Source organism: Planctomycetia bacterium, assembly GCA_016795155.1.
Classification (GTDB): Bacteria; Planctomycetota; Planctomycetia; order Gemmatales; family HRBIN36; genus JAEUIE01.
The window spans coordinates 180,324-207,000 of sequence record JAEUIE010000032.1 but is presented as its reverse complement, the minus strand read 5'-3'; the positions used below and the strand labels follow the sequence as shown (position 1 = coordinate 207,000).

General features: G+C 51.6%; 26 protein-coding genes. 19 read left to right on the top strand and 7 right to left on the bottom strand.

All coding sequences use genetic code 11. The features are described from left to right. Positions 1–147: 147 nt before the first annotated feature. Complete coding sequence (locus tag JNJ77_13200) at positions 148–924, top strand: Mrr restriction system protein (protein MBL8823539.1); 777 nt, start codon at positions 148–150, stop codon at positions 922–924. A gap of 13 nt (positions 925–937) precedes the next feature. Here JNJ77_13200 and JNJ77_13195 read toward each other — a convergent pair whose 3' ends face one another. From JNJ77_13195 to msrB, 3 genes are read right to left on the bottom strand one after another with little or no spacing between them, the layout of a single operon-like run. Further along, positions 938–1,246, bottom strand: a complete 309-nt coding sequence (locus tag JNJ77_13195) for a type II toxin-antitoxin system RelE/ParE family toxin (protein ID MBL8823538.1) — start codon at positions 1,244–1,246, stop codon at positions 938–940. A gap of 1 nt (position 1,247) precedes the next feature. Beyond that, positions 1,248–1,511 carry a hypothetical protein gene (locus JNJ77_13190; protein MBL8823537.1) on the bottom strand — a complete coding sequence of 88 codons (264 nt, stop codon included), beginning with the start codon at positions 1,509–1,511 and terminating at the stop codon, positions 1,248–1,250. Between the two features lie 29 nt (positions 1,512–1,540). Next, positions 1,541–2,020 carry a peptide-methionine (R)-S-oxide reductase MsrB gene (msrB, locus tag JNJ77_13185; GenBank protein MBL8823536.1) on the bottom strand — a complete coding sequence of 160 codons (480 nt, stop codon included), beginning with the start codon at positions 2,018–2,020 and terminating at the stop codon, positions 1,541–1,543. A 216-nt stretch (positions 2,021–2,236) separates the two neighbouring features. On the opposite strand from msrB, the gene JNJ77_13180 reads away from it, so the two are divergent. The 13 genes from JNJ77_13180 to JNJ77_13120 all read left to right on the top strand — a co-directional run bounded on the left by JNJ77_13180 (position 2,237) and on the right by JNJ77_13120 (position 17,824). Next, a complete protein-coding gene (locus JNJ77_13180; protein MBL8823535.1) occupies positions 2,237–4,171 on the top strand; it encodes a DNA primase in 1,935 nt (644 codons plus the stop codon). A gap of 112 nt (positions 4,172–4,283) precedes the next feature. Further along, entirely contained in the window at positions 4,284–6,053 is a 1,770-nt protein-coding gene (gene rpoD / locus JNJ77_13175) for an RNA polymerase sigma factor RpoD (GenBank protein MBL8823534.1), read from the top strand. Positions 6,054–6,195: 142 nt separating this feature from the next. Next, the gene (locus JNJ77_13170; protein ID MBL8823533.1) at positions 6,196–6,753 is read left to right on the top strand and encodes a hypothetical protein; all 558 of its coding nucleotides are present in this window, start codon (positions 6,196–6,198) and stop codon (positions 6,751–6,753) included. Between the two features lie 9 nt (positions 6,754–6,762). Continuing rightward, positions 6,763–9,192 carry a hypothetical protein gene (locus JNJ77_13165; GenBank protein MBL8823532.1) on the top strand — a complete coding sequence of 810 codons (2,430 nt, stop codon included), beginning with the start codon at positions 6,763–6,765 and terminating at the stop codon, positions 9,190–9,192. A gap of 13 nt (positions 9,193–9,205) precedes the next feature. Continuing rightward, on the top strand, positions 9,206–10,597 hold the full coding sequence (locus JNJ77_13160; GenBank protein MBL8823531.1) for a TIGR01777 family oxidoreductase: 1,392 nt from the start codon (positions 9,206–9,208) through the stop codon (positions 10,595–10,597). A gap of 139 nt (positions 10,598–10,736) precedes the next feature. Beyond that, complete coding sequence (locus tag JNJ77_13155) at positions 10,737–11,159, top strand: hypothetical protein (protein ID MBL8823530.1); 423 nt, start codon at positions 10,737–10,739, stop codon at positions 11,157–11,159. Beyond that, positions 11,156–12,130 (top strand): CoA transferase subunit A, encoded by a 975-nt coding sequence (locus tag JNJ77_13150; GenBank protein ID MBL8823529.1) that lies wholly within the window; start codon positions 11,156–11,158, stop codon positions 12,128–12,130. Before JNJ77_13155 ends, JNJ77_13150 begins: the two co-directional genes overlap by 4 nt. A 25-nt stretch (positions 12,131–12,155) precedes the next feature. Next, positions 12,156–12,731, top strand: a complete 576-nt coding sequence (locus tag JNJ77_13145; GenBank protein ID MBL8823528.1) for an aminodeoxychorismate/anthranilate synthase component II — start codon at positions 12,156–12,158, stop codon at positions 12,729–12,731. 2 nt (positions 12,732–12,733) lie between these two features. Further along, entirely contained in the window at positions 12,734–13,948 is a 1,215-nt protein-coding gene (locus JNJ77_13140) for a molybdopterin molybdotransferase MoeA (GenBank protein ID MBL8823527.1), read from the top strand. 8 nt (positions 13,949–13,956) lie between these two features. Further along, the gene (gene lnt / locus JNJ77_13135) at positions 13,957–15,672 is read left to right on the top strand and encodes an apolipoprotein N-acyltransferase (GenBank protein ID MBL8823526.1); all 1,716 of its coding nucleotides are present in this window, start codon (positions 13,957–13,959) and stop codon (positions 15,670–15,672) included. Further along, positions 15,635–16,333 carry an RluA family pseudouridine synthase gene (locus JNJ77_13130; protein MBL8823525.1) on the top strand — a complete coding sequence of 233 codons (699 nt, stop codon included), beginning with the start codon at positions 15,635–15,637 and terminating at the stop codon, positions 16,331–16,333. Before lnt ends, JNJ77_13130 begins: the two co-directional genes overlap by 38 nt. Next, entirely contained in the window at positions 16,333–17,385 is a 1,053-nt protein-coding gene (locus tag JNJ77_13125) for a DUF4392 domain-containing protein (GenBank protein ID MBL8823524.1), read from the top strand. Before JNJ77_13130 ends, JNJ77_13125 begins: the two co-directional genes overlap by 1 nt. After that, positions 17,351–17,824, top strand: coding sequence for a MaoC family dehydratase N-terminal domain-containing protein (locus tag JNJ77_13120; protein ID MBL8823523.1), 474 nt, complete (start codon positions 17,351–17,353; stop codon positions 17,822–17,824). Before JNJ77_13125 ends, JNJ77_13120 begins: the two co-directional genes overlap by 35 nt. On the opposite strand, the gene JNJ77_13115 is transcribed toward JNJ77_13120, so the two are convergent. Both JNJ77_13115 and truB read right to left on the bottom strand, forming a co-directional pair. Further along, positions 17,821–20,415: an autotransporter-associated beta strand repeat-containing protein gene (locus JNJ77_13115; protein ID MBL8823522.1), complete on the bottom strand. Its 2,595-nt coding sequence runs from the start codon at positions 20,413–20,415 to the stop codon at positions 17,821–17,823. The genes JNJ77_13120 and JNJ77_13115 overlap by 4 nt on opposite strands. A 128-nt stretch (positions 20,416–20,543) precedes the next feature. Beyond that, positions 20,544–21,431: a tRNA pseudouridine(55) synthase TruB gene (gene truB / locus JNJ77_13110; GenBank protein MBL8823521.1), complete on the bottom strand. Its 888-nt coding sequence runs from the start codon at positions 21,429–21,431 to the stop codon at positions 20,544–20,546. A 136-nt stretch (positions 21,432–21,567) separates the two neighbouring features. On the opposite strand from truB, the gene JNJ77_13105 reads away from it, so the two are divergent. The 5 genes from JNJ77_13105 (at position 21,568) to JNJ77_13085 (ending at position 25,319) form a co-directional block, all read left to right on the top strand. Then, positions 21,568–22,314 carry a hypothetical protein gene (locus JNJ77_13105; protein ID MBL8823520.1) on the top strand — a complete coding sequence of 249 codons (747 nt, stop codon included), beginning with the start codon at positions 21,568–21,570 and terminating at the stop codon, positions 22,312–22,314. Positions 22,315–22,346: 32 nt separating this feature from the next. Then, positions 22,347–22,721 carry a hypothetical protein gene (locus JNJ77_13100; GenBank protein MBL8823519.1) on the top strand — a complete coding sequence of 125 codons (375 nt, stop codon included), beginning with the start codon at positions 22,347–22,349 and terminating at the stop codon, positions 22,719–22,721. Between the two features lie 81 nt (positions 22,722–22,802). Beyond that, positions 22,803–23,576 (top strand): class I SAM-dependent methyltransferase, encoded by a 774-nt coding sequence (locus JNJ77_13095; protein MBL8823518.1) that lies wholly within the window; start codon positions 22,803–22,805, stop codon positions 23,574–23,576. A 1-nt stretch (position 23,577) separates the two neighbouring features. Beyond that, positions 23,578–24,390 (top strand): glycosyltransferase, encoded by an 813-nt coding sequence (locus JNJ77_13090; protein MBL8823517.1) that lies wholly within the window; start codon positions 23,578–23,580, stop codon positions 24,388–24,390. After that, entirely contained in the window at positions 24,390–25,319 is a 930-nt protein-coding gene (locus JNJ77_13085) for a hypothetical protein (GenBank protein ID MBL8823516.1), read from the top strand. The genes JNJ77_13090 and JNJ77_13085 overlap by 1 nt, the downstream gene beginning before the upstream one ends. Here the strand turns inward: JNJ77_13085 and JNJ77_13080 are convergent. Together JNJ77_13080 and JNJ77_13075 are read right to left on the bottom strand one after the other, a co-directional pair. Further along, on the bottom strand, positions 25,309–25,896 hold the full coding sequence (locus JNJ77_13080) for a prepilin peptidase (GenBank protein ID MBL8823515.1): 588 nt from the start codon (positions 25,894–25,896) through the stop codon (positions 25,309–25,311). The two genes, JNJ77_13085 and JNJ77_13080, sit on opposite strands and share 11 nt — an antisense overlap. Then, positions 25,893–26,651, bottom strand: a complete 759-nt coding sequence (locus JNJ77_13075) for a 3-oxoacid CoA-transferase (GenBank protein ID MBL8823514.1) — start codon at positions 26,649–26,651, stop codon at positions 25,893–25,895. The genes JNJ77_13080 and JNJ77_13075 overlap by 4 nt, the downstream gene beginning before the upstream one ends. Between the last annotated feature and the right edge of the window lie 26 nt (positions 26,652–26,677).

The window sequence follows — 26,677 nt, the reverse complement described above, 5'->3', positions numbered from 1 at the left end:
CGCAAACGCAAGCCACGCACCAAGGAAGCATGTGATCAACTCTGCGGCCAGTGCCTCGACTGGTTCTCGCCTAATGAATGCGCCAACTACCTCCGACATGCAGGATATGCGCCGCAAGAATGGAACTGAAAATGCTCTAGAAACACAGTGCAACTCACCGAATATGAGCAGGGCGCTTATGAATCCGGTCAATCGCGATTTGAACAGATCGTCCGCTTTGCTACGGTGGACTGCGTGAAAGCAGGCTGGCTCCTGAAGCATAAGGGATTGTGGTCTATTACCGAGGAAGGGAAGAAAGCGTATACGCTTTATCCCGATCCTGAAACGCTCTATCGTGAGGCTGTCAAACTCTACAAGAAATGGAAAGCCAGCCAGCCTGGTGCCGAGCCAACGACAGAACCTGAGACGGACGATGCTTCCAGTGCAAAAACCGCCAGCATTACCTTCGAGCAGGCAGAGGAACAGGCTTGGCAGGAAATCGAGCAGTACCTGCGTGAAATGAACCCTTACGACTTCCAAGACCTGGTCGCGTCGCTGCTTCGCGCAATGGGTTATCATGTGTCGTGGGTATCACCCCCTGGTAAGGATGGTGGAATCGACATCGTGGCTTGGAGCGATCCATTAGGAACCCGTCCACCACGGATCAAAGTGCAGGTCAAACGAGTAGGCAATAACGTAAATGTTGACGGTCTCCGTTCTTTCATGGCACTGTTGGGTGATGATGACGTCGGCCTATTCGTAACGACCGCCGGCTTCACACGCGATGCTGAAGAAGAGGCGCGTACACAGGAGAAACGCAAGATTACGCTGGTGGACCTGGAAAAACTCTTTGACCTGTGGGTTGAATACTATCACAAACTTGATGACGACGCCCGTAGGCGATTTCCACTGCGGCCTATTCACTTCCTTGCGCCTGAGACATAAGAAATTGATTTGTTTATTCAGAAATGAATAATTCAAGGTAATTACGTCGGCCATCCAGGATTCGTTCTACAACGATGCAGTCTTTCTCAATCCGATAGAAAACCAGATAATTGCGAAAGCGTCTGATGGTACAGACTCGCAATCCCTGCATCGTGGTATTTGATAACCCTGGAACGAGGGAGCCGATCGTTGGCGTTATGATAATTGCGGAATAGGTTTTCTGAAGTGCCTGGTTGAAGAGGTTGCTTACTGGTTCACTGATCATTCCAGAGGAAATATGCACGGCATCTTTGAAAGCGACATTTGTTTGTATGATTCGCATCTTATTTCGCTTTCGCCTTCCTCCTGGCAGCGAATCGTTCCTTTACTTTTTCCTTAAGTTCTTGCCACGTCTCTTCGGTCACTTCGTGGTAGCCGCTTGCCCGACCTTCGTCGAGTAATTCCAGCAATCGTTGCCTGCCTACGCGCACCTGTTCTTCCTTTAGTAACTGCTTGAAATACGCCTTATCATCCTTAAGTCCTCGCGCCGCGGTCTGCTCAGCCACGAATTGCTGCATTGGTTTTGACAAACTGATGGTGCCTGCCATGAGTATCTCCTCCAAACTACACTCTACCCTTACTTCCCCTTCTCCGCCAGTTTGGAGAGGGATTCCTTCTCCGTAAACTCCAGTGATTCGCTGTTCAGGCAAAAACGCAATTGGGTAGGAGGTGGGCCATCGTCGAAGACGTGGCCGAGGTGAGCGTCGCAGCGGGCACAGTTAATTTCGACTCGAATCATGCCATGAGTATTGTCAGCCTTTTCGGAAACGTTTTCCTTGCAGATCGGCTGAAAGAAACTGGGCCAGCCGCTGTGAGAGTTAAACTTGGCATTGGAAGAAAAGAGTGGCAGGCGACAACAGACGCAAGTGTAAACACCTTCCTTCTTGTTATCGAGCAGGGTGCCACAGAATGGTCGTTCGGTGCCTGAGTTGCGGGTCACGCGATACTGTTCGGGTGTGAGGAGTTGTTTCCACTCTGCTTCGGACTTGATCACCTTGGGAGTCTGGAAAGGTTCGCTTAATGTTCCTTGCGAATTCATCACTCTGACAGTAACCATATTCAGGCCCCCCACAGATGCCGACTCTTGGATGTTGGCAGGCTTGTTTGCAGGAACCAGCAGAAACAACACCAACAATAGTATTGCCAGCCCGCAAATCGCAAGCGTTACTTGCAGATTATATGCACTCGACCGTTCCAGTTTCTTGACCATTGTGAAAAGCCCTTTATAATTCATTCATAATCTGGTCTTCGTCACAACACGTTGTCTACAACGATGTTGCAAACATGGCAATGCCATCTTTCGTTACAACTGGCACAAACCGACTGCCAGTTGAGTCACTCGGGTTGGTTTCCGTACACGCTGCTGAGCATACCTTTGTCTGAAGACCATGCCAAGCTGATTAAAGAGCGTTGCGACATTGTCGATGTCATAGGCTCGTATGTCAACCTCCAGAAAAACGGGAGGATGTTCAAGGGTCTATGTCCGTTTCATGATGACCATCGGCCCAGTTTTACCGTCAATCAGGAAAAGCAATCGTGGAAGTGCTGGCCCTGCGGACAGGGTGGCGATGTGTACACTTTCATCATGAAAAAAGAACGTCTTGACTTCCGTGAAGCCTTAGAGTTCCTGGCACATCGCGTTGGGTATGAATTGACTCGTTCCGCTCCGATCGGCCCCAGCAGACAGGATCAGTATGACATTTTGAAATGGGCTACCGAAAAGTTTCAATCCAGTCTGTTTCACGCCTCGCATGAAAGGGCATTGCATTACATATCGGAAGAGCGAAACCTGGCCCCGGAAACACTGGAACGGTACCAGATTGGCTATGCTCCGAACGATTGGGAATGGTTATCAAAACAAGCTTTGAAAGAACGCAAGTCAATCAGTCTGTTACAAAGCCTTAAAGTGTGCGGGTTGCGGAAGGATGGTAGCCTTTATGATTGCTTTCGGGATCGAATCATCTTTCCGATTCGTGACGTACAAGGCCGGGTAGTTGCCTTTGGAGGCAGACTACTTCCTGGCAGTAGTTCAGCAGAAGATGCAGCTAAGTATTATAATTCAGCAGACTCCTCATTGTTTAAGAAGAGTCACCATCTCTATGGGTTGGATATCGCCCGGCAGGCAGCAGACAAAGCGGGGTATTTGGCTGTTGTCGAAGGGTATACCGATGTCCTGATGGCGCACCAGCATGGCATATTGCATGTGGTGGCGACATTGGGAACGGCCCTGAACGAGAACCATATCGCGCAGCTTAAGCGATATGTTTCACGGGTGGTGCTACTTTTCGATGCCGATGCAGGAGGCCAGGGGGGCGTAGAACGGGCACTCGGCCATTTCATTCAAAGTGAAATGGAACTGGCTATTGCTTCGTTACCACCCGGCATGGATCCGTGCGATTTTCTCAATGCTCATGGAACGCAGGCGTTCCTGGAGCGGCTGAAAAACGCGCAGGATGCATTGGAATTCACCCTGACCTCAGCCTTTGCTGCCGCGGGAACCGGCATCGAAGGCCAGCGCCAGGCGATGGAAAAAGTTCTGGGTGTGCTGGCACGATTACCTGTGCTGGCACGGGAAGAACTCGCCGTCAAACGGGAAATGATCCTTTCCCGGTTAGCCCAGCGCTGTGGGGTGCCTGATACGGTAGTTCGACAGCGTTACCGTGAACTGGTTCGCGATCATCAACAGCGAACCGCACCGGCCAGCGCATCGGTTGCCAACAGGCTGCCTCGAACTTCTCCTTCATCTCCGGAGGACAGGCTTGAACGAGAATTGATCCAGGTGCTGCTGGTGGAGCCTGATCACATCGCTCAGGCGCGCCAGCATGTCCAGCCTGAAATGCTCAGCAACCCTCATCGTCAGCGGGTGCTCAGTGCACTGTATGATGCACATGAACGGGGGCTGGTTTCAGTGGATGTGCTTCGCGAGCAATTGAGTGATGAACCCAAGCTGGTTGAAATCCTTTCGCGGCTTCATGCCGAAGGGCTGGAAATGGCACAGCCCAGGGAATGGTTTCTCCAGGTATTGCAGGCTTACCTGAGGCAGCGGCTGGATCAGGATATGGAATCGGTCAGGAGTGAACTGCAGCGATGGGATGGCCCGGCGCCGCCGACCGATTTACTGACGAGGTTGCAGCGACTCCAGCAAAGGACGGCTTCTTTGCCTAACGAATTGCAGCTACTTCTTCAAGACGAACCTGACAGGGAGTAGTGGAATGGACTTCCCTATTCGCCTGAAACTTGAATAATACCCGAACCACTATTCCGGGTATCACCCGAAGCAGCCACTCACCCTGGTTGCTATCCCGACGAGGAGACGTTGGATGGAAAAGATGGAAGAAGGCTTGAAAAGCCTGATCGAACAAGGCAAGCAGAAAGGCTTTTTGACTTATGGACAAGTCAACGAAGTCCTTCCTGATGATGCCGTCAATCCCGATAAACTCGACCGGCTCATGATGCTGCTTGAAGAGCATGGCATCGAACTGATCGACGAAAGCGATGCGGAAGAGCGCGAGGCGAATGCCCCCGCTGCCGAAGCAACCGCAGACCGGGATGAACTCAGCGAAGAACTCTTCGGCGCATTTCTGGATGACGGGGACAGTGGCAGACGGATTGATGATCCCGTCCGCATGTACCTCACCCAGATGGGCGAGATTCCCCTGCTGACCCGCGATCAGGAAATCAACCTCGCCAAGCGGATTGAAATTACACGCAACCGTTTCCGTCGCAAGGTGCTCGAATGCGACTATGCACTGACCAGCGCTGTTGAAACGTTCCAGCGGGTGCACAGTGGCGAATTGCCTTTCGACCGCACCATCAAGGTTTCGGTGACAGAGAACCTGGAAAAAGACCAGATTCTGCACCGCATGCCATTTAACCTGAAAACACTTGAGTTCCTGATGGAACGCAATGTCGAGGATTTCCACAAGATCCTTGAAAATGCAGTACCCCGGAAAGAACTTCTGACACTTCGCCGCCGGTTGCGTCTTCGCCGTCGCAAATGCGTAACGCTCTGTGAAGAACTTTCCGTACGAACCCAGCGCGTACAACCGTGGATGAAGAAACTGCAGCAGATTTCTGCCCGCATGAATGAACTGCTCAGGCAGATCAGCCTGCTGAAGCAGGAGAAGTACGCCAAGGAAGAGGTTGCCACGCTGGAAGCAGAACTGCGTGACCTGGAACTGCGAACTCTCGAAACCCCAGCCGATCTTGCACACCGTTCGAGGGTAATGCAACGACGATATGAAGAATACGAATGCGCCAAGCGGGAACTTTCTGCTGGTAATCTCCGCCTGGTCGTCAGCATTGCCAAGAAGTATCGCAACCGTGGCCTTTCCTTCCTCGATCTCATTCAGGAAGGCAACACTGGCCTGATGCGTGCTGTCGACAAGTATGAATATCGCCGGGGCTACAAGTTCTCAACGTATGCCACCTGGTGGATTCGCCAGGCCATCACGCGTGCAATTGCTGACCAGGCCCGTACCATCCGCATCCCAGTGCACATGATTGAGACGATGTCGAAACTTCGCAACGTCTCGAAGAAGCTGCTGCAGGAAAAAGGCCGCGAACCAACCTACGAAGAGATGGCTAAAGCTGCGGGCATTACGGTGGAAGAAGCCCGCCGTGTGCTCAAGATCAGCAAGCACCCGATCAGCCTGGATCGCCCGGTGGGTGAAAGTGAAGACAGTTATTTCGGCGACTTTATTGAAGACGATACGGTCGAATCACCCGCCAGCACAGCCAACCAGGAAATGCTGAAAGAGAAGATCGAACACGTATTGAAGACGCTGACCTTCCGCGAACGTGAAATCATCAAACTCCGTTACGGGCTGGGGGATGGCTACACTTATACGCTGGAAGAAGTTGGTCGCATCTTCAAGGTTACCCGCGAACGTGTTCGTCAAATTGAAGCCAAGGCAGTCCGCAAGCTGCAGCATCCGGTACGCAGCCGCAAGCTGGAAGGGTTCCTTGACAGTGCCCTTCGGGCTTTGATGGCTGCCCATGCACCAGCTACCGCACTGGCAGGATCAGCAGCCGCTTCGGCAACTACCACGACGGTGGAAATGCTGGAAGAGGATGATTCTGACGAGTAAGACTCCAATTTCTATCAGTCAAGGCCTTTGATCCAGATCAAAGGCCTTGTTTGTTTCTGTATCGTTTCTGCAGACAATCCGGGTGGTAGACCCCAAAGTGCATGGTACAATACTCTATCTAGTGAGTGCCGGGAGTATCTCTATGCCGATTCAATTCCGCTGTGGAACTTGTCAGCAATTACTTGGCATAGCCAGGCGGAAAGCCGGATCGATAGTCCCCTGCCCGACCTGTGCGGCAAAAAACCTGGTACCTACAGGTACTTCCGAGCCACCACCGGTTCAACCTGCACGCAAGCAGCAGAAATCTAATCAGCCCCATTCGATCTTTGACCGGGTTGATGTCGATAAACTTCTGCAGAAACCAACCCGGCCTGATGTGATGGAGGATTCTTCTGTAGCATTGGCTCCTCCACCGGTGCGACGCAAAATCGTTTTCAATCCTGTCGTGCGTGAAGAACCAGCCCTACCTCCGCTGCCTGACCCAGTCGAAGAACCCAAGGCACTGACCAAACTGGAAGAAGTAGATGTTGAGCCAGTCAACGATGAACCTTTTGCTATACCCGATATACCAGTACTGACACCCACACGCACTATCAGTCCCAAAGTCAAGCTGGCTATTCTTGGCGGACTGTCACTATTGCTGGCTGGTGTAGCTTTCCTGGCTGGTCACTGGCTGGGAGCCCATCATCCGCTGTTCTAGCGAGGATGCATGAAGCGTTCACTCTCACACCGATGCTGTTATGGATTGTTTCTGTCAGTTATCATTCTGACGGTCTGCAGTCCCCTACAGGCAGACTTTATCTTTCTCAAAGATGGGTTTGTGCTGCAGGGACGATTGCTCAAACAGTACGATACGATCACCGATCCGAGCGGCATTCAGGTTGCCATCAGCAAGCTGGGTGGGTTCTATCTGGTGGATGATGGTGTACGTAGAACTTATTTCCCAACGAATCTGGTGGGCAGCACGGAAGCCATCGATCGCAAGGCTCAACTGGAACAGTTCCGATTCAATCCGACCCATCTGCAATGGCAGCATTCACATTCACCACTCAAGCAATATGCGGTCATCAGATCTTCCGATTGGCAGGCTGATGGCACGCGTACCTCAGATGTCTATTCCGCTTCAGGTAAGAATGTGTTTCAGATAGATCAATGCGTCAACACCATGTCTCCTCATGCAGTGGAAGTGGTTACCAAGCGGTATACCCGTACGTACAACTCGTTTCTGACGCAGGAATTCGAACCGGACCAAGCGCTGGCCATGCTGCGGACACGCATCAAGGCGGAAGCTACAGAAGCCAAGAAGGATGTCAGCTTTGATGACAAGCTGCGTATTGCCCGTTTCGCTGCCCAGGCTGGATGGTTTGAACAAGCCTTGAATGAACTCACCGCCATTGCCAAGGAGCACCCGACCGAACTGCAGCGATTAAATGAAGTTCGGCAGGATATCAAACGAAGCCAGATGCGCCTCCGCATGGAAGAGCTGGATGATGCCATTGCCTCAGGCCAGCATACCTTTGTCCAGACATTGCTTTCCAACCTCGACCAGGATGCTGCAGATACGCAGGATTTGACCAAGCTTTCCCTCCTGCGGACACAGTACAAAGAGCAGCAATCAGCACTGGAGCGGCTGCGCAAGCACTTGTCAGATTTGCGCTCGAATCCGGCAGCATCGACTCTGGCCAGGCAATATACTGCCCTGCTCGACGAAATGGATCGTGATTTGAATCTGGACAATGCCAAGGCTTTGAGCGTTTTTCTGAAGATGGCAGACCAGGAAGAAAGACTCGCGAATCGGAAACAGACACCGATTACGAAGCCCGATCAGTTATTGTCTCTGGCCATTACAGGCTGGATGCTCGGTTCCGAAGGGGCTGATTCTAGCGAAGAGGCATCTGGGAAACTCGCCAGGCATCGCGAATTGATCAAGCAGATCCTTCTTACTGATGATGCCAAACAACGGAAAATATTTATCGAGAATTACCTGAAATCCAATCCACTTCGAGCAGATGAAGTGGTGCAACTCATTGACCAGTTGCCACCACCCCGGGCTGAAGCCATCAGTAAATCTGTACTTGATCTCACTACATCACCCTCCAAAAACTGGGCCGAGGGAGTAAAGTATCGAGTTTATTTGCCGCCGGAGTACCATCATCATCGCAGCTACCCTGTGATTCTCCTAATCCCCAATCTGGGACAGACCTTCGAAACTGCCACCACGGGCTGGCTGACGCCCGCGGCTCGCAAAGGATTTATTGTCGCAGTTCCCGAATGGGTGGAAGGCCAGAAACAACTCTATGAGGGGACCGACAAGGAACAGGAAGCTGTCCTGGAAACGTTACGGGATTTGCGACGCAGATTCCGCATCGACAGCAATCGCGTTTCACTGGCAGGATACTCTACGGGTGGCTCAGTCGTGTTTGATGTAGCACTCACCCGGCCGCATCTGTTCGCCAGCGCCTCGGTGATCTGTGGCCATGCTCCTGATGACATCGAGAAACTGCGTTACAACGCGCAGTATCTGCCTTTCTACATTGTGGATGCTTCCAAAAACCGTTACCGCGAGAAGATCGGGCCTGCCAAGAAAGATGCAATGCTGACGCTGTTCGAATACTGGATACCCAAGGGTTATCCATCGCTTCTGGTGGAGTATCAAGGCCGGGGCTTTGAGTATTTCCCTGCCGAGGTTCCTTACATTGTCGATTGGATGTCCCGCAAAAAACGCACCGCTGCCATGCCAGATATTGGCCGTGCTGATCTTTCCGGTAACAGAATGGGACAGGAGTTCCGTATAGTTCGCCCATCTGCTAATCGTTTTTACTGGCTGGAAGTGGAAGAGCACAAGGCGACTCCACAGACGCCAGTGCTGGTTTCAGCAGGCTGGGAAAAGGATGTTCCTAACAGCCTGCGCTGCTTCATGTCCGGTATGAAGAAGGCAAGAGTCTGGCTCAATGCCAGCATGATCAATTTTGAAAATCCGGTGGAAATCAGAATGCAGGGGACTGCTGGTTCAAACTGGCAAAGTCAATTCAAGAAGAAAATTGAACCCAATGTCGGAGTATTGCTCGAAGATTATTACCAGCGTGGAGACGGTAAAAATCTCTTCACGCAATACATTGAGTTTACATTTTCACGCTAATTGAAATGAGCCCATGCCTGTCTTTGAATCATCCGTTCAACTTCCCGTACCTGTATCCGAAGCATTCGCCTGGCACCAGCGGCCTGGTGCATTTCTGCGCATGGTACCACCCTGGGAAAACGTACAACTGCAACAGAGTGACCAGTCTCTGACCGATGGATCGAAAGTTGTTTTGCGTGTGCCGCTGCTTGGCTCTATCAAGAAAACCTGGGTTGCAGAACATTTTAATTTTATGCAGGACCAGCAGTTTTGTGACCGTCAGCTTACCGGGCCTTTTGGTCGATTTGAACACCGGCATCTGTTTGAAACTGTCAGTGCAAATGCATGCCGACTGACAGACCGTATTGAGTTCCAGGCGCCGATGGGAGTCTTAGGCAAACTGGCGCATCCGATGATCACACGTCGGCTCCAAAGTACCTTTGCCTATAGGCATCGCGTTCTGTTGAGTGATCTGAAGAGGCATCATGAATTTATCGGTCAGCCGCGAAAAACGATTGCTGTTACCGGATCCACCGGGCTGATTGGCACGGTACTCTGTGCCTTTCTGAACACAGGCGGGCACCATGTCATCCGACTGGTTCGACGTGAGCCCCGGCAGCCTTTTTATGACGGCTCAACCACCGCACGATGGAACCCCGAACGTAATGAGATCGATGCATCGTCGCTGGAAGGGGTGGATGCTGTCATTCATCTGGCGGGGGAAGGCATTGCCAACAAACGATGGAATGCTGCTCGAAAAGAACAGATCATCAACAGCAGGGTGCAGAGCACCAAGCTGCTTTCAACAACACTCGCTGGCCTGAACAAGCCACCGGCAGTATTTTTCTCAGCATCTGCCATTGGCTATTATGCTCCCAGTGGCGACCAGCCATTGACGGAATCTGAGCCGCCCGGGACCGGGTTTCTGTCGGAAGTGTGTGTCGCCTGGGAAAAAGCTACGCAGGCAGCGGAACAAGCTGGAATACGCACTGTTCATGGCCGCGTGGGAGTTGTGTTGGCCCGGCAGGGTGGAGCGCTGGCCAGCCAGTTGCCACTGTTTCAATGGTGCGTGGCGGGGAGATTAGGCAGCGGAAAACAGTATGTTCCCTGGATAGAAATTGGCGATCTGGTTGGTGCGATCTATCTCTGCATCATGCAGCAGGACATGCGAGGCCCGGTCAACCTCACGGCACCGGAACCGGTGACGAATGTCGAATTTACCAGAACACTGGGAAGGGTTCTCCGCAGGCCTACGATTTTTCCCGCACCAGCGTTTGCCTTGCGACTGGCACTGGGTGAAATGGCGGATGCACTCTTACTGGCGAGTCTGCAGGTCATACCGGAGCGGTTACAGCAGACAGGATTTGCATTTGATTATCCAACGCTTGAACCGGCGTTGCGACATGTGCTGGGTGTGGATAAATAGCAGCATCCAATGTCAACTGCATTTTCTGCAAATTTTTCAAAGTTCATGACTTCTTAAAAGTGATTTGGACATGAATCGGTGAGTTGTTATACTTCACCTATCATTCTTAACTCATTTGTGAAAACCCTCGGAGAACGCCATGGCTGAGCTCAGCAAGTCATTGCAGAACCAGTCGTCCAAACCATCCCGAAACAAGAAAGCTGAGAGTGAACAGTTAGCCTTTGAGATCAAGTTTTTCACCGATATCCTGGAACGCTATCCCGATTATGTTGATGTGCTGCGTGTGTTCGGCAACCTGCTGACCAAGCATGGCCATTACCAGAAGGGGCTGGAAGTGGATCGCCGACTCGTTCGCCTGCGTCCGCAGGATGCCGTCGCCCATTACAACCTTGCCTGCAGCTATTGCCTTCTTGGCAACCATGAACTTGCCCTGCAGGAGTTGCGACGAGCCTTTGAACTGGGGTATGATGATTTTACCTTCCTGAGCAAGGACAACGATCTGGAAGGTCTCCGCGATGATCGTCGCTACAAGATCCTGATACGGGAGTTTGCCGGCAAGTGACGTTGCTCTTTGCTGATCCACATCCTGATCACGCACGTTCAGCGTTCCGCAACAAGCCTCGTGCCATGGTCAACAAGGTTACCACGGTAACGCAGGCTGTTGCGCAACTGGTACAGGATGAGGATTATCTTGCCATCGGCGGGTTTGGCACCAATCGCATACCCACCGCGATCTGTCATGAAATCATTCGGCAGAAGAAACAGAACCTTTCGTTTGCAGGCCATACAGCCACCCATGATTTCCAGATACTCTGTGCCGGCAATCTGACCGGCCGAGGCCAGACACTCAGCCAGCTTGATTCGGCTTATATTGTGGGGCTGGAGGCAAGGGGGTTATCGCCCCATGCCCGGCGGGTCATGGAAAGCGGTACGCTGCAAGTCAGGGAATGGTCAAACTATGCCCTGGCAGTTCGCTTTCGTGCCGCCGCGATGGGTGTGCCTTTTCTACCGACTCGCTCCATGCTGGGAACCGATACCGGACGGTGTAGCGATGCAGCAGAAATCACTTGTCCATATACCGGTTTGAAATTATTGGCGCTTCCCGCACTCTATCCGGATGTTGCTGCTATCCATGTGCATGAAGCTGATGTGTATGGCAACGCCCGCATTCGTGGCACCACGGTGGCTGATCTGGATGTCGCCCGTGCTGCCAAGAGGTTGATCATCACCTGTGAACGATTGATCTCCATAGATGAGTTCCGCCGCGAGCCTGATCGCACGAGCATTCCGTTTTACTGTGTCGATGCAGTATGCGAAGTACCTTACGGCAGCTTTCCGGGGAACATGCCTTACGAGTATTTCTCTGACGAAGACCATCTGAAACTCTGGCTGAGCGTCGAGAACGATCCTGAAGCATTCCAGAAATTCCTGGCAGAGATGATCTGGGATCAGCCTGATTTCAATGGCTATCTCGAAAAATGTGGCGGGCTGAAGCGAATGCAGGCACTCAGGCAGCAGGAGTTCTTGATCTAATTGTGTTTGGCGATAGATCAACTCCATGATTTTACTCATCGATAATTACGACAGTTTTACGCACAATATCGTACAGCGGCTGGGGGAAATTGATCCCACGCTGAACATGCAGGTGCATCGCAACGATCAGATTTCCCTGCAGCAGATTGAAGAGTTGAAGCCCAGCAGAATTATTATTTCTCCTGGTCCGTGCACTCCAAAAGAAGCTGGCATTTCCAATGCGGTACTGGAACGATTTGCCTCAAGCATTCCCATTCTCGGCGTCTGCCTGGGGCATCAGTGCATCGGCCATGTGTTTGGCGGCACAGTACATCGCAACTGGCGGATCATGCACGGAAAAACTTCGCCGATCTATCATGACAACACTGGCGTTTTTCGTGGACTAAGCAATCCGTTTGAAGCGACGCGCTACCATAGCCTGGTGATTGAGAAAGCATCCTGGAATCATCCAGATTTTGTGGTAAACGCCTGGACTGCCGAGGATGAGATCATGGGCGTGAAGCATAAGAAATGGCCTTTGCATGGCGTACAGTTTCACCCGGAAAGTTTTCTGACGGTGGATGGACCTAAGCTGTTGAAAAACTTTCTGACAGGAGAGTAGCCATGTCTTTGCTCTCCGTGGATGAAGCACAGCAACTGGTTCTGCAGCATACTCCAGTGCCAACTGCATTTATCGAAATCCCTCTCCATGCTGCGCTCGGAAAAGTACTTGCTGAAGAGATTTCCTGTGATGGCGATTCTCCACCTTTTGACAAGTCGATGGTGGATGGCTATGCCATCCGAAGTAGTGATATCCAAGCAGGCATTACTTCGTTTCAGGTTGTTGATGAAGTTCTGGCGGGGAGTGTTTCACAATACGAAGTGAAGACGGGGCAAGCTTTCAGCATCATGACCGGTGCACCAATTCCTACGAGTGCAGATGCTGTAGTGATGCACGAGCAGACAACGCGGAATGCAACTACCGTTCAGATTCCAGTAGTAGTTAAACCTGGTCAAAATATTCTGTTGCGCGCCGCTGAAATGAAACAGGGTGAAGTGGTATTAAGAACAGGCACATCCATACGCCCTGCCACCTTGGGTTTGCTTGCCAGTGTCAACCGAACTCAAGTTTCGTGCTTCCAGCCTGTGCAAATCAGCCTGCTGACGACTGGTGATGAAATTGTCGAGCCGGGTGAAGCACTTCCAGCCGGGCATATTCGGAACTCTAATGCGAGCCTGCTGCAGGGATTGATACATAGCGCTGGGGCAACTCCGAATTATCTGGGGATCGCCCGCGATAACCGTGAGCATCTCTTGCAGTGCATCAAAACCGGTTTGCAATCGGATATGCTGATCATTACCGGCGGCGTCTCGGCAGGCAAGGTAGATCTGGTGCCAGAAGTCCTTCACCAATTGGGAGTGGAGCCAATCTTTCATAAGGTTGCACTCAAGCCAGGCAAGCCGCTCTTTTTTGGCGAATGTGGAAGAACGCTGGTATTTGGTTTACCAGGAAATCCGGTGAGCAGCCTGGTGGGGTTTGAACTCTTTATCCGCCCTGCCCTGCGAAAGCTCTCTGGATTGTCTACGCCGTTTCTGACTTCGCTATTACCAGCACAACTACAATGCGATTTTCAGCATCGATCAGATCGGCCGACGTATCATCCGGTGAAATTGAACACTGCATTAAAACCGTGGCGGGCTGCACCAATAGCGTGGAAAGGGTCTGCTGATTTGCGAAGCATCAGCCAGGCTGATTCTTTTGCGGTTTTCCCGCCTGGCGAAGTGCGTTATGCTGCCGGTGACTGGATTGAAGTATTGTCACCATTTTCCCTGTCATGAGAAATTCCATGCAGTCCGTTCCTGCAATAGGCTGGTGCCTGCTGTCTAGCATTCTCTTCTGGTGCAGTTTCTTTCCACTCAATGCAGGCTGGCTAGGGTGGATTGCCTTGATTCCACTGGGCTGGGTATTGCAACAGTACGTCAGCGATGCTCCGGTGAACCGATGGTACCAGCGGCCAGTGTTATCCGCCTGGCTGGCAGGGTTCGTTTTCTGCCTGCTGGCGTTTCAGTGGATTCGCCTGGCGAGTGAGCCCATGTACGCTGTCTACATCGTGCTGGCGCTGATCATTTCCCTGCAGTGGTATTTCTTTTTCCTCTTCAGCAAACTGCTGGTTCGCAGCCTGCATGTTCCTTTCATCCTGGCTGCATCGATCAGTTGGACAGCGCTCGAGTATATTCGCTCACAAATCTGGATCGGCTATGCCTGGTACTACCTGGGGCATACGCAGCATGATGAACTCTACTTCATTCAAGCTGCAGATCTGGTTGGCGTCTTCGGACTTTCTTTCATGGTCATGCTCATCAACATGGCCCTGGCACGGGTTACACAGCGTCGCACACTGGGTTCCGTTTGTTCTGAACTGGCGCCAGCGATCGTTCTTGTAGGCGTGGCGAGCTGGTATGGCTCCATTCAAATCATGAAGGATGCAGGGCAATTCACACGTGAACAGACGCCACGCATCGCCGTGCTGCAAGGCAACCAGCCACAGTATTTGCGTAACGATCCGGAACTGTGGAAAACCATTGATGAAACCTATGTTCGGCTAGGCAACCATGCTGCCAGCTATCAACCTGAATTGATCATTGCGCCGGAAACCTGTTTATCTATTACATGGATTCGCCCGGAAAACGATAAGTTACCTGCCTGGGCGGTGGAACGATTCCCGCGATTACCCGTCGGGCTGGAACGATGCCGGGCCTGGGCCAGTCACTACGCCAGCCAGTGGAAAGCTGATCTTCTCTTTGGATTCAATGTGTATGACTTCAAGAACGAATCCATGAAGCATACCAACAGTGCATTGCTGATTGACAGGCAGGGCAACGAAAAGGCCCATTACGACAAGATCGTCTGCCTGCCATTTGGTGAGTACATCCCCTGGGCGGATACGCTGCCCTTCATGAAATGGCTGTCGCCTTACGAATATGAATACACGATCAAGCCTGGGAACAAAGTCACATCGCTGCCTTGGAAGCAATATCGCATTGCCCCGCTGATTTGTTATGAAGACACGGTGCCCCATTTGACCCGCTCGTACATGATGCAGGAAAACCCTCATTTCTTTGTGAATATCAGCAACGATGGCTGGTTCAAAGGTTCTGAAGAACATGAAGAGCACCTGGTGTGTGCCCGCTTCCGCTGCATCGAACATCGTCGGTCGATGGTCCGGTCAGTGAATATGGGGATTTCCTGTATCATTGATGCACTGGGCCGAGTGATTGCACTGCCTGCACATGTGCCATCTCAGGGTGAACAGGAGACCAAAACCGGCGCCATCCCGGTAATGGGGAAAAACAGTAGCAGTTGGAGCGAGGCGAAGGCTCGCGAAGGGGTCTTGATTGGCAGTATCCCCATTTATTCGGAATTCACTGTGTATACAGTATGGGGAGATGTATTACCGCTGGCATGCTGGCTTTTCATCTGCCTGGCATTCTGCATCAGTATTTTCATCCACTTGAAGAGACGCCATGGCTCCGCCACTGCCACCGCTGCAAATCCTGTTTGAGGATAACCATTGCCTGGCAATCTATAAGCCAGCGGGTTACCTCACGACGGGTTACGAAGGTGGCGAAGAGACGCTGGATCGACAGGTGAAAGCCTACCTCAAAGAGAAATTCAACAAGCCGGGCAACGTGTTTCTGGGCGTGGTACATCGGCTGGATCGGCCCGTTTCCGGTGTTTTGATGTATGCCCGTAACAGCAAAGCTGCTGGTCGATTGGCGGAACAGTTTCGTGAATCGGAAGTGGATAAAGTCTACTGGGCTGTGGTAGAAGGCAAGGTTGAACCCCAAAAAGGAACCTGGGAAAACTGGCTTTGGAAAGACACCATGCAGGGGAAGGTTCAGACGGTTAAGTTCGGCACTCCCGGCGCCAAGCTGGCGAGGCTCGATTTTCACTGCAAAGCTGCTGACGAAAAACATACATGGATCGAACTGCATCCCCGCACAGGTAGAACGCATCAACTTCGCGTACAACTTGCCAGCCGGGGTTACCCCATTGTGGGCGACGATAAATATGGTTCCACCGAAAAATTTCCTAACGGGATCGCACTGCATGCCAGAGCACTGACATTCAAGCACCCTATCAGTTATGAACCGATGACGTTAACCGCACCGCTGCCTGCTTCATGGAAAGGCTTCCGTTCGCTTGGCCTGGAGGCTGCCTGATGTACGACTGGCAGTTTTTTGCAGAGTTGCGGCATCTGATCACCCGCGATCCGGCAGGACGAGGACTTGATCGCATCCCCGGCCGCAGCCTGGTTAGTCATACTGCAGCTGATCTGCAAGCTGCCTGCACATCGCTCGCTGTGTCCAAACGGCTGGAAGTTGCCATCGTTACCGGGTTCTATGTGGCACGGGCCGAGTGCTACGAAACTGATGGCCCACTGGGTGCAATATTCCTTGCTGATATTCTTCATCAGCTTGGCACTGGGGTAACTATTCTCTCTGAAGCTGGCTGCTGCTCGGTGCTGGAAATTGCATTGCGGTTGAATGGTTTGGAAGATCATATCAGGCTCAGTGAACTGCCCTCGCCTGATGATCCCGAAACCAATTCTTGGATGCAATCATTCTGGCAGCGAAATCCGCATATCACCCATCTGATATCGATTGAACGGGCTGGTCCGAGCCACAGTTTATCATCGCTGATACAGCAATCGTTCGATCAACCTGCACCAATCGGACAGTTTGCCCGCGAGGTCGATCCAGGCTGCTGGAATCGCCCCTATTCCATGCGAGGCTATGAACTGGCAGCATTCACCTCGCCGGTACACCGGTTGTTTGAGGCTCATCCCGCGCATGTTCATACCATTGGTATTGGTGATGGGGGCAATGAGATCGGCATGGGGCGTATTCCCTGGCTGATTATTCGTGACAACATTGATGGAGGGAGTAAAATTGCGTGTCGCGTGCCAACCCAGGCGTTGATTGTTTCAGGCACCAGCAACTGGGGCACCTATGCCCTGGCTGCTGGTACCGCCTGGCTGAAACAACGACAGGATCTGGCTGCCCAGTTTGATGCAGGCAAGGAATCCCAGTTATGGGAAGCGACCCTGGCGAAGGAACCACTGGTCGATGGGATTACTGCATCGTGCCAACTGACAGTTGATGGCTTAGAATGGAATGAATACCGTACCGTGATGGATCACCTGTCCTTGATGCTGCAACGGGAGCGGAGTGCCACTCATGGCATACAACGATTATCATCTCTATATGGATGACGTGGAAGAAGGGCAAAGCTGGATATCCTCAGCCCGCACGATCACGGAAGCAGACATCGTGAACTTTGCCGGTATATCCGGCGACTTCAATCCCATTCACACGGATCATGAATACGCCCGCAATACGCCGTATGGCAAACCTATCGCCCACGGACTGCTCACCCTGGCGGTGACCAGCGGACTCTCCATCAATAGCCCACCCATCCGTACTCTGGCGTTTGTCGGCATCAAGGACTGGCAGTTTCTTGAACCGGTGTTTATTGGCGACACGATTCACATCCGCAGCACCTTGCTGGAAAAAGAAGTGCGGGGCCGAGGCCGCAGAGCACTGCTCACCTGGCAATGTGAAGTGTTGAATCAGCAGGAAAAAGTGCTTCAGCGTGGCATTACCACCACGCTGGTGGAAGGTCGGGCTAATCTGAAGAATAATTCGGATTAGACTTTAACTGGTGTTTCGTTAGATTCAGCAGCCGGTTCAATTGATTCCGATTCCACTTCTACCTTGGCCACTGGCTTGCGACGAAGATACCACTGCAAGCAGGCAAACCCTGCAATACCCATCAGGGCGATGGAACCAGGTTCGGGAATGGCAATGATGTTGAAGATCACGACATCATTTCCGCCAGAGAGTGCGTTCGATCCGAAATCACCAAGGTAGGAAATAACTCCTGAGTAATCGCCATTACTCAAGATCACCGTAGAGCCTTCGTTCAAGCCGCTGAAGGTGCCGAGAATGGAGCCAGCAAACTGGTTATCCGTCAGAAAGATGCGATCAGAAAATGCAGGGTTATAACCTATCGAAACGATCAGATTGGCATTGTTCAGCGACAGCGATCCACCCGAGCCAATTCGCAACTGGTCATAACTGGTACCAGCAACCGTGCCATTGACCTCTGCCAGGAAGGTAGAAGCAGCACTGAAGGTGACGTTGCCATTGACGGTAAGTCGTCCGGCAGATTGCCCTGGCGCCAGGGTACCGCCAGCATTGATTAGAACGTTGTTGTTAATGGTTCCGGTGCCGGAAAGTGTGCCGGTGTTGTTGACGGTAAAGTTGCCAACAGCAGCGCCGGTGTAATTGCTGTTGTGCACCAGAATTCCGCCGTTGATAGTGGTGCTGCCCCGATAGGTGCTTGAACCGGTCAGGATCAGGGTGCCGGGTCCAGACTTTACCAGATTGAGATTATTCTCAAAGGTTCCGCCACCGCCAAGTGTTCCTGAGAAAGTGAAGTTCAGCGAATTGTTGATAACCAGAGTCGAATCTTCGTTATGTCCACCAACGACAGCATTGGAGAGAGAGTTGCCATTGGTGGTCAGCCCGCTGATGGTATGGGTGAAACCGTTTGCATCTTGACTGTTGTTGCCGAGGCGGAACACTGCCGTATTGGTTCCATCGCCCAGAATTACCACCGTAGTTTGAGGCAGTCGGTTGTTTCCGCCATAGGCCCAGAGCGTGCCCTCATTCACTGTGGTGATTCCGAGGTAAGAACTGGCGCCCGACATGGAAAGTACACCGGCGCCTAGCTTGGTAAGGCTTCCAGTCCCGGATACTCCGGTAGAGATCGAAATGGTTTCATTGATGTTGTCAAAAGTTCCACCCGCCGGGCCTAGAGTGATACCTCGATTGCTGGAGAAATCGAGTGCAAACTGGTTCGCCCGCAGTCCTCCACCATTAAGCGTGATACGATTGGCTGTAAAGCTCCCTGGATTGGAACCGAATGAGGATTCATTATCAGCAGAGATAAAGCCGTCATTAATCGTAGTGGTGCCGTTGTAGGTGTTGTTGCCAGTAAGTGTCAGTGTGCCTGGACCATTCTTCACGATGGAACCCGAGCCAGTGATGGTGCCAGTAATGGTGCTAATGGCACCATTACCAAAATACGTATCTGCATCCTGATTAATTGTGAGGACAGTATTGACATTGGTCCCAAGATCGATGTTCTGAGTACGGGTGCCGGTCGTATCAGTCCAAACCGTGGAAGGATTAGTGATAGTCTGGCTGCTGTTGAGTTGCAGTCTGACAGTGTTGGTGCCTGCTAATTGCTGAAGCGTGACAGTACCACCACCCATGCTGACACCGGAACCATAATTGATGGTGCCCTGTTCGATGACAATGTTGCCGGTGTGTGAAGATGATGTATTGCTGAATACAATTGTACCCAATCCGGATTTGATTAGTTCAGATGCCCCGGAAAAGGCTCCGGAAATCGTTGTAGTGCCACCAGCAATGTGGATTCTTGAATCGCTGGCGAGGTCAAGATTGTTATTTATTGTTGATGTGTTGTTAACACGCAATGCACCCAAACCGTTTGCAGCTGTATTAAAATCAGTGTAGCCATTGCCATTTAGAGAAATCAAACCTGATCCGAGATTCCAGATTGCACCAGTCTCAAGTAACAGCTGACCACCATTATTGACCGTAATGGATGAAGTTGCTGTTGGTGATCCAGCACTGGTTAATCTGAGCCTGCCTTGGTCAATTATTGTCGCGCCAGAATAAGTCTTGGCAACATCGCTGAACGTCAACTTACCATCGCCACCTTTGATGAAATCTCCATTCCCCGATATTGCACCGATGAAGGTCATTCCAGCAGTACCTGTGGGGGCAACATTGAAAACATTAACAACAGTGTTGCTGTTAAGGGTTATCGAGGCTCCAATGGTAATAACATTAGTAGTTGCACTTGTACCATTATAAACGATACTTGCATCACCTCCTGAAGTTTCCAGTGTCAGACTTCCACCAGTCCCGTTCACCAGATTAAAGTTGGAAGTGCCATTATGAGTGATGTCCAAGAAACCGATTGTGATTGCAGCATTCAATTGAACGCTTTGCGTACCCGTTGGCGAATTAAACGTCGCTGACGCATCAATTCCATTGGGTACACCAATCGGTGTCCAGTTATTGGGATTGTTCCAGCTCTGGGTACCACTTGTAAAGTTAAACGTTTGAGCCGCTACCGGCACTACGCTGAGTAAACTAACTGTGGTTGCCAGAGAGAAAACACGAAATGCACGACGAGGATGAATCATTACTTCTTCCGTCTCAGGATGATCATCAAGATGAAGCCCTGCTGATAAAAAAAGCAAGGCAGGAAAATGTTAACGGGTATTCAAAGCGAATAAAAGCAAAAAAACCGTGAATTCTTGAGAATGGCAACTCAGTCCAATCCTGTTACATCAGTAGGAATCATCTTGGTTGGAGTGATCACTCGATCTTCTCCGCATTTCACAATTCCAATAAATGTGTCACGATTCCATAAACCCATTTCGCCGGTGATTTGAGAAGTGGTCAGTATTATTTGCCCTTGTCGCAATCTTTTCGTTTCTTCATCACTGGCAACCAAACGAGGCAGATGCTGCACTGCTACAGATACCGGTAGCATGACCTTGATTGCTTCGTCGGCACTGCTATCCAGGTTTATCGCATCTTCGACATTTACTTTTCCAATTCGGGTCCTTCGCAGTGCTTTGACATAGGCCCCGGTTTGTAATATTTGGCCCAGATCACGAGCGAGGCTGCGTATATACGTACCTTTGCTGCAATTCACCATCACTTCAAGTTCGGGAAAGTGGTATCGCAGACATTGGAATTCATAGACGCTGATTTGCCGCGGTTTCAGTTCGACCGTTTCGCCGCGTCTGGCACGGGTATGTGCTCGGACCCCCATCACCCTGGCAGCACTATAGGCAGGTGGAGTCTGCATAATGACGCCAGTCTGCTTGGTAAGCTGGTCTTGTATCATTTCCAGACTGGGTGGTTCTACAACCGTATTCTCAGTAATCTCCCCATCTGCATCATCGGTGGTACTTATACTGCCTAGCTGGAAAACAGACCGATACTGTTTCTCCTGATCCTGCACGTATTCGATGAATCGGGTGGCAATGGAGCCAACGCCGATGATCAAGAGCCCGGTGGCGGCGGGGTCCAAGGTACCAGCATGCCCCAGTTTCGTCTTGGGAAACCAGGCTTGAACGTGATTAACCACATCCCGGCTGGTCATGCCGGGTGGTTTGTCTACAGGCAGATATCCCGATCTTAATTGCATACCATATCCATGTGGCGATTGTCATTGTTAGTGTTAAGATAGCAATCTGACTTAGTGTCTAACAACAAGAGCCCCCCCTCACCCCCAACCCCTCTCCCTCCAGGGTAGAGGGGAGCAATAGCGATCAGGCTTGATCATGAATTCACTCTGGGAACGCACTGCCATTTCACATGAACCATTATCTATCGTGGTGCTGGCGGAGCATGCTTCTGCTGATTCGTTGAAGCTCACATTAAGTGAATTGCAAAAAGAACTCAACCAACTGAAACGTAATGAGTTCGAAGTTTTGATTCCCGTTGAGTCAGGAATGGAAGAGACTTTTCAATCTGCACTTGTTGGTTGTGGAAAAGCCAGGCTGGTGGCAGATGACAAGGTTAGCCAGGGAGTCGGATCGGCACTTCGGGTGGGAATTGAGCAATCCAAACACCCATTGCTGTTTGTTCTTCCAGTCGGGTTTCCAGCATCGAGTTTAGAGTTGTGCCTCAAGGAAATAGACCAGGTGGATGTTGTCTGTGGCGTACGACAATCCAAGCAGGCTGGCTGGCAACGAAGGCAGTTTTTCTCAAAAGCTTACCAACTGTTTGGATTATGGATGCAGGATCCTGAATGCCCGGTCAAACTATTCCGCCGCAAGATTTTCAAACAGATGCCAATCCAATCGCAAGGTATTTTTGTTTTTGTGGAAATACTGGCCAAAGCCAATTTTCAAAGCCGCCTGATGACTGAAGTGGTGATTGAGGGGCCAGAGTTTGTGGCAAGTGAGGTAAAGAAAGACTTCTGGACAGTGTTAAATAACCCTGATTTTGGTAAGAATGTCGAAAAAGTAGTCGAAGTGCAGACCAAATCCATCATTAAGACTCAGGCACCGGAAGCCCGACCCTAGTTTGGGCTTGACCGATTCTGCAATTCAGCTAAATGCACCTGACGGGAAGTGATTCGTTTGAAAGGTTCCGCATGACAGGTGCCCGGCGACATCTGCTTGACTGGTTGGCAATCCCTTGGATGCGGTGGTGCCTTTTTCTTTCCGTTACCCCTGTGCTCATGGGTTGCACGTCTACGAGCAGGGGATTCAATGTCTTTGCCCCATACCGTGGTTCTGCTCAACCTGAAGAAATGCGATCCCCACCACCTGATGATCCACGATTTACCCAGGCTCCCAGTTATCCATCACATCTGCTCAAGCCAGTAGTCAAAGTGAAGGATGAGGAAACCGGAACGGGTCTGCGTCGCGCACCGATTGGTGCAGGCATGGGTGGGCCCATGGGTGGAGCAGGTGGCCCAGGATTTTAGTGCCTCCGACGTTGCTAGTCGCTTGAACGGCGAATCATAAGACAACATCTGACAGACTCATCTTCCTGACCATCACCTTGTATGGAACCTGCACAGTTTCCAGATCGCCCAGCATACGATATTGGCGAACGGGCCATGCTCACTGAGCGCGGCCCGCGCGGTGAAGATTTTGCCCGCCAGATTCTGGGTACAGTAGCGAAAGATCTCACCAAGCCTGTTTCAATGTTGCGTGTGCTCGATATTGGTTGTGGCTACGGCCATACAGCACTGGCTCTTGCAAAAACATGCCATCACGTAGTTGGCATCGAGCCTTGCACTGAGCCTGCCCATTGCGCGCAAGAGTTGCAGCGGAGTGAAGGAGCAACAAACGCTTCTTTTCATCATGCAACGCTGGAGACTTTCCAGACCAGTGATACCTTTGATCTAATCATCCTCGATAATGTGCTGGAACATCTGCCGGATCAGTCCGCATCATTGAAACGTATCGAATCGCTCCTGTCGCCGGGGGGCGTGTTGTATTTGCTGGTTCCCAACAAATACTGGCCGATAGAAGTACACTACCATTTGCCATTTCTTGGGTGGCTGCCTGTACCGCTGGCGAATCAGTATCTGCGTTGGACAGGCAAAGGTCATGACTACACTGATGCCAGCTACGCTCCGGGATTTCTCAAGATCATTCGGCTGATGAATCGACAAAAGACCTGGACCTGGCGATTTGCGCTACCCGCCAACCTGGCGTGGACGACAGCAGGTGCAGCATGGCATTATCGCTGGGGTATCAAGGCACTGGAACGCTTCCCTATTCTGTGGGCCATTTCCAAGGCGTTTCTGATTGTCGCCAGGAAGCGTGGCTAACATGCAACCGGCCATCTCCGTACTGCTGCCGGTCTATCGTCCGAATCTGGATTACCTGCAACTCGCCATCGACAGCATTCTCAAGCAGACATTCCCATCGTTTGAACTGATCCTCATCGAAGCTGAATCTGAAATCTCATCGCAATCTTGTCTGCAGCAGTTTGATGATCAGAGAATTGTTCACCTTCCGCATCATGGCCAGGCATCACTGGTCGATCAACTGAATTACGGATTGCAGCAGGCCCGGGCACCGCTGATCGCCCGCATGGATGGTGATGACTGGAGTTATCCGGAGCGATTGCAGAAACAGTTTGATTATCTGCAACTGCATCCCGAAGTGACGGTACTGGGCACGGCTATCAACATTATGGACAGCCTGGGAAAATCGGTTGGAAAACGTGTATACCCCACTGATTCACTGTCCATTCAAAAAAGCTTGCGGCGGTTCAATGCAATAGCTCATCCGAGTGTGATGTATCGCAAGGAAGCAGTGCTAAATGCCGGAGGGTACTGGTATCGTAATTATCCAGCCAATGAAGATTATGAACTATGGTGCAGGCTGGCATCGAAAGGGCATCAACTGGCAAACCTGGATGAACCGCTGCTTTGCTACCGCATACACCCTGGAGCCATGAAATCGGAAAAAATAAAGGGAATTTTGCGTGGCACGCGACTGGTGAAGAGACACTATTATCGGGATACAATGACGTGGGCAGATGTGGCACGATATTGGGCTGAAGGATTGCTGCTGAATCTGCCCGGGCCAGTGATATATCAGTTATTCACCAGAATGAATTATCAGAAAGGCTCGTAATGTCTCGTAGCATTTTCTTGTTGATTCTTTGCAGTGCCTCCTGTCATACCGAAACACCCGCAACCCATTCCAAGGCTGCTGCTCCTGTAGCAACTTCGTCTACAGTCGTGCAGAAACAAGCTGATGCCAACATCAGTAATACCACGATGCAGCCCGTCTTTCGAGTTGCAGTAGGGCAAAGCATCTGGCTGGAAACAGTCACGCAGCAGGAAGCTGCTGCTGCGCGGCTCGTTGGTGAAGCATTGCGGAAAGCGGGTGGTCTTTGTTCACTGGGTGATGTAGCCATCCAGGCAGTTCCCTCTCAACCACTACCCAGTTGGCAATCTCGAGCATCCGGCATTGATCGCCGGGTAGTGATCGATGCCGTGGTGGTATTGCGTGAAGGGTTCCTGGAACATCTACTCTCAAGATCGGAAGCAGGCAAGGATCATGAATCGATCATGTCCGCACCGTTTGATGCAAAAATCCTGCATGCAGCGATGCTGGGAGCAGGTTTCAAACCGGGCAAGCCAGCTACCTTCATCAACGCCCAGCGGGAGTACGATTTCAAACCAGCTACGGGTGATGTAGTCAAGTTGCTGGTGGAGTACACTGATGCTCAAGGGAAGTACCATTGTGTGCCGGCACAAGCATGGGTGTCGCGAGCGAAGGATAACAAGCCCCTGGTAGGCGACTGGGTATTTGCTGGCAGTTACAACGGCAAAGCCAGGACCGCAATGGGCGAAGAGTATGAGTACTTTGGCGCTAACGATGGCCGAGTCATTTGCCTGACGAACTTTGGCAGCGCTCTGCTCGATCTGCCTTTTGAAAGCGTGGACAGTGATCCACAGGGAGACAACCTGGGGTACAAAGCCAACCCCAATGCAATTCCTGAACGAGGCACGAGTGTGCGGGTGATCATGGAGCGGGTACAAAACATCAATAAATAATCTGCCACCACGTCGCCCGCCAGAACCAGAGCATCAGCACTGCGACGCTGATGCTGGCGGGGAGTGCATAACTGATTTTCAGTCCTGGGTTGCGTTTCATCACATACGCAACCAGCCACCATACGATCATGATGACCAGCACCGCGACAATGGTGCCGGCAAAGACGAACAGAAACCAGAATGGCCCAATCCAGGCGCCGAGCGCTGCCATCATTTTGACATCACCAGCGCCGCATTTCTGAAGTTGCCATAAGACTGAGAAAATAATAAAGGCTACCACAAAGCCAGCCAGGCTGAAAGCAAAGCCTTCCAACAATCCACCAAAGATGCCTGTCATGCCGAAGTAGCGACCGGGTTCTTCATTCACCCCAAGCCAAATGGCACGCACCAGGTTCATGACGATGCCCAAGAGCAGCATGGACACCGTTAAACGGTTAGGCAGCCTTTGCGATTTGAGATCAGTTAACACCAGTGCCAGGCAACAGGCCAGCATCAGCCCGTAGAAGAGGGAACCGAATGATGAAGTAGGAAAAAATGGGGGAGTCACAGCAACCATCCATGGAATCAAAACTATCATGCAGCTCTGCCGATAATGTATCGACGCGGATCAACCTTGGTACGCAGCAGATGTAGCTCGTTCTCTGCAGGCTCTGGAGTCGTCGTCACCGCATCGGCACAACCGATCTCAAAACCGGTGTTTTCTTTAACTTTCTCCATCGTAACACCAGGATGCAGGCTCAGCACTTGCATCCGCCTGGTCTGTGGATGATAGCCCATGACAGCCAGTTCGGTCACCACACGGTATGGCCCGGTACCATCAGGCAAACCTGCAGCTTCCCGTGCACCCGGTCCGGTAAGGTAGCCCGGCGTGGTGAGAAAATCGAGCTTCTCGACAAAGCGTCGCTTATCGTGATTCGTCATGGTAATGACATTCCAGCAGAAACTGGCGAGGTCGTTCGCACCACCGCTGCCGGGCAAACGCACTTTCGGCTTGGCTGGTGTTCCGCCGATGTGGGTGCTGTTGAGGTTGCCGTATGCATCAATCTGTGCACCACCGAGGAAAGCATAGTCCATCATGCCCCGCTGACAGGTTTCCATGATCTCAGCCATGCTACTGGCCATCAGGCCTTTGTGGAAAGTGCGTGAATCGCCCACCGAGACAGGCATCGTTGGCAGAATGGGAGCAGCACCACCTGCTTCAAAGAAAATGACCAGGTTGGGTGCATGGGTCTGCTGAGCGAGCATGGCAGCAGCACAGGGACCACCGGTGCCGACGGTGACGGTACGTCCGTCTTCGAGAAGCCGGGCGGCACAGCAGATCATGAGTTCCATGGGGTTGTATTTCAAAGTGCTGAGTC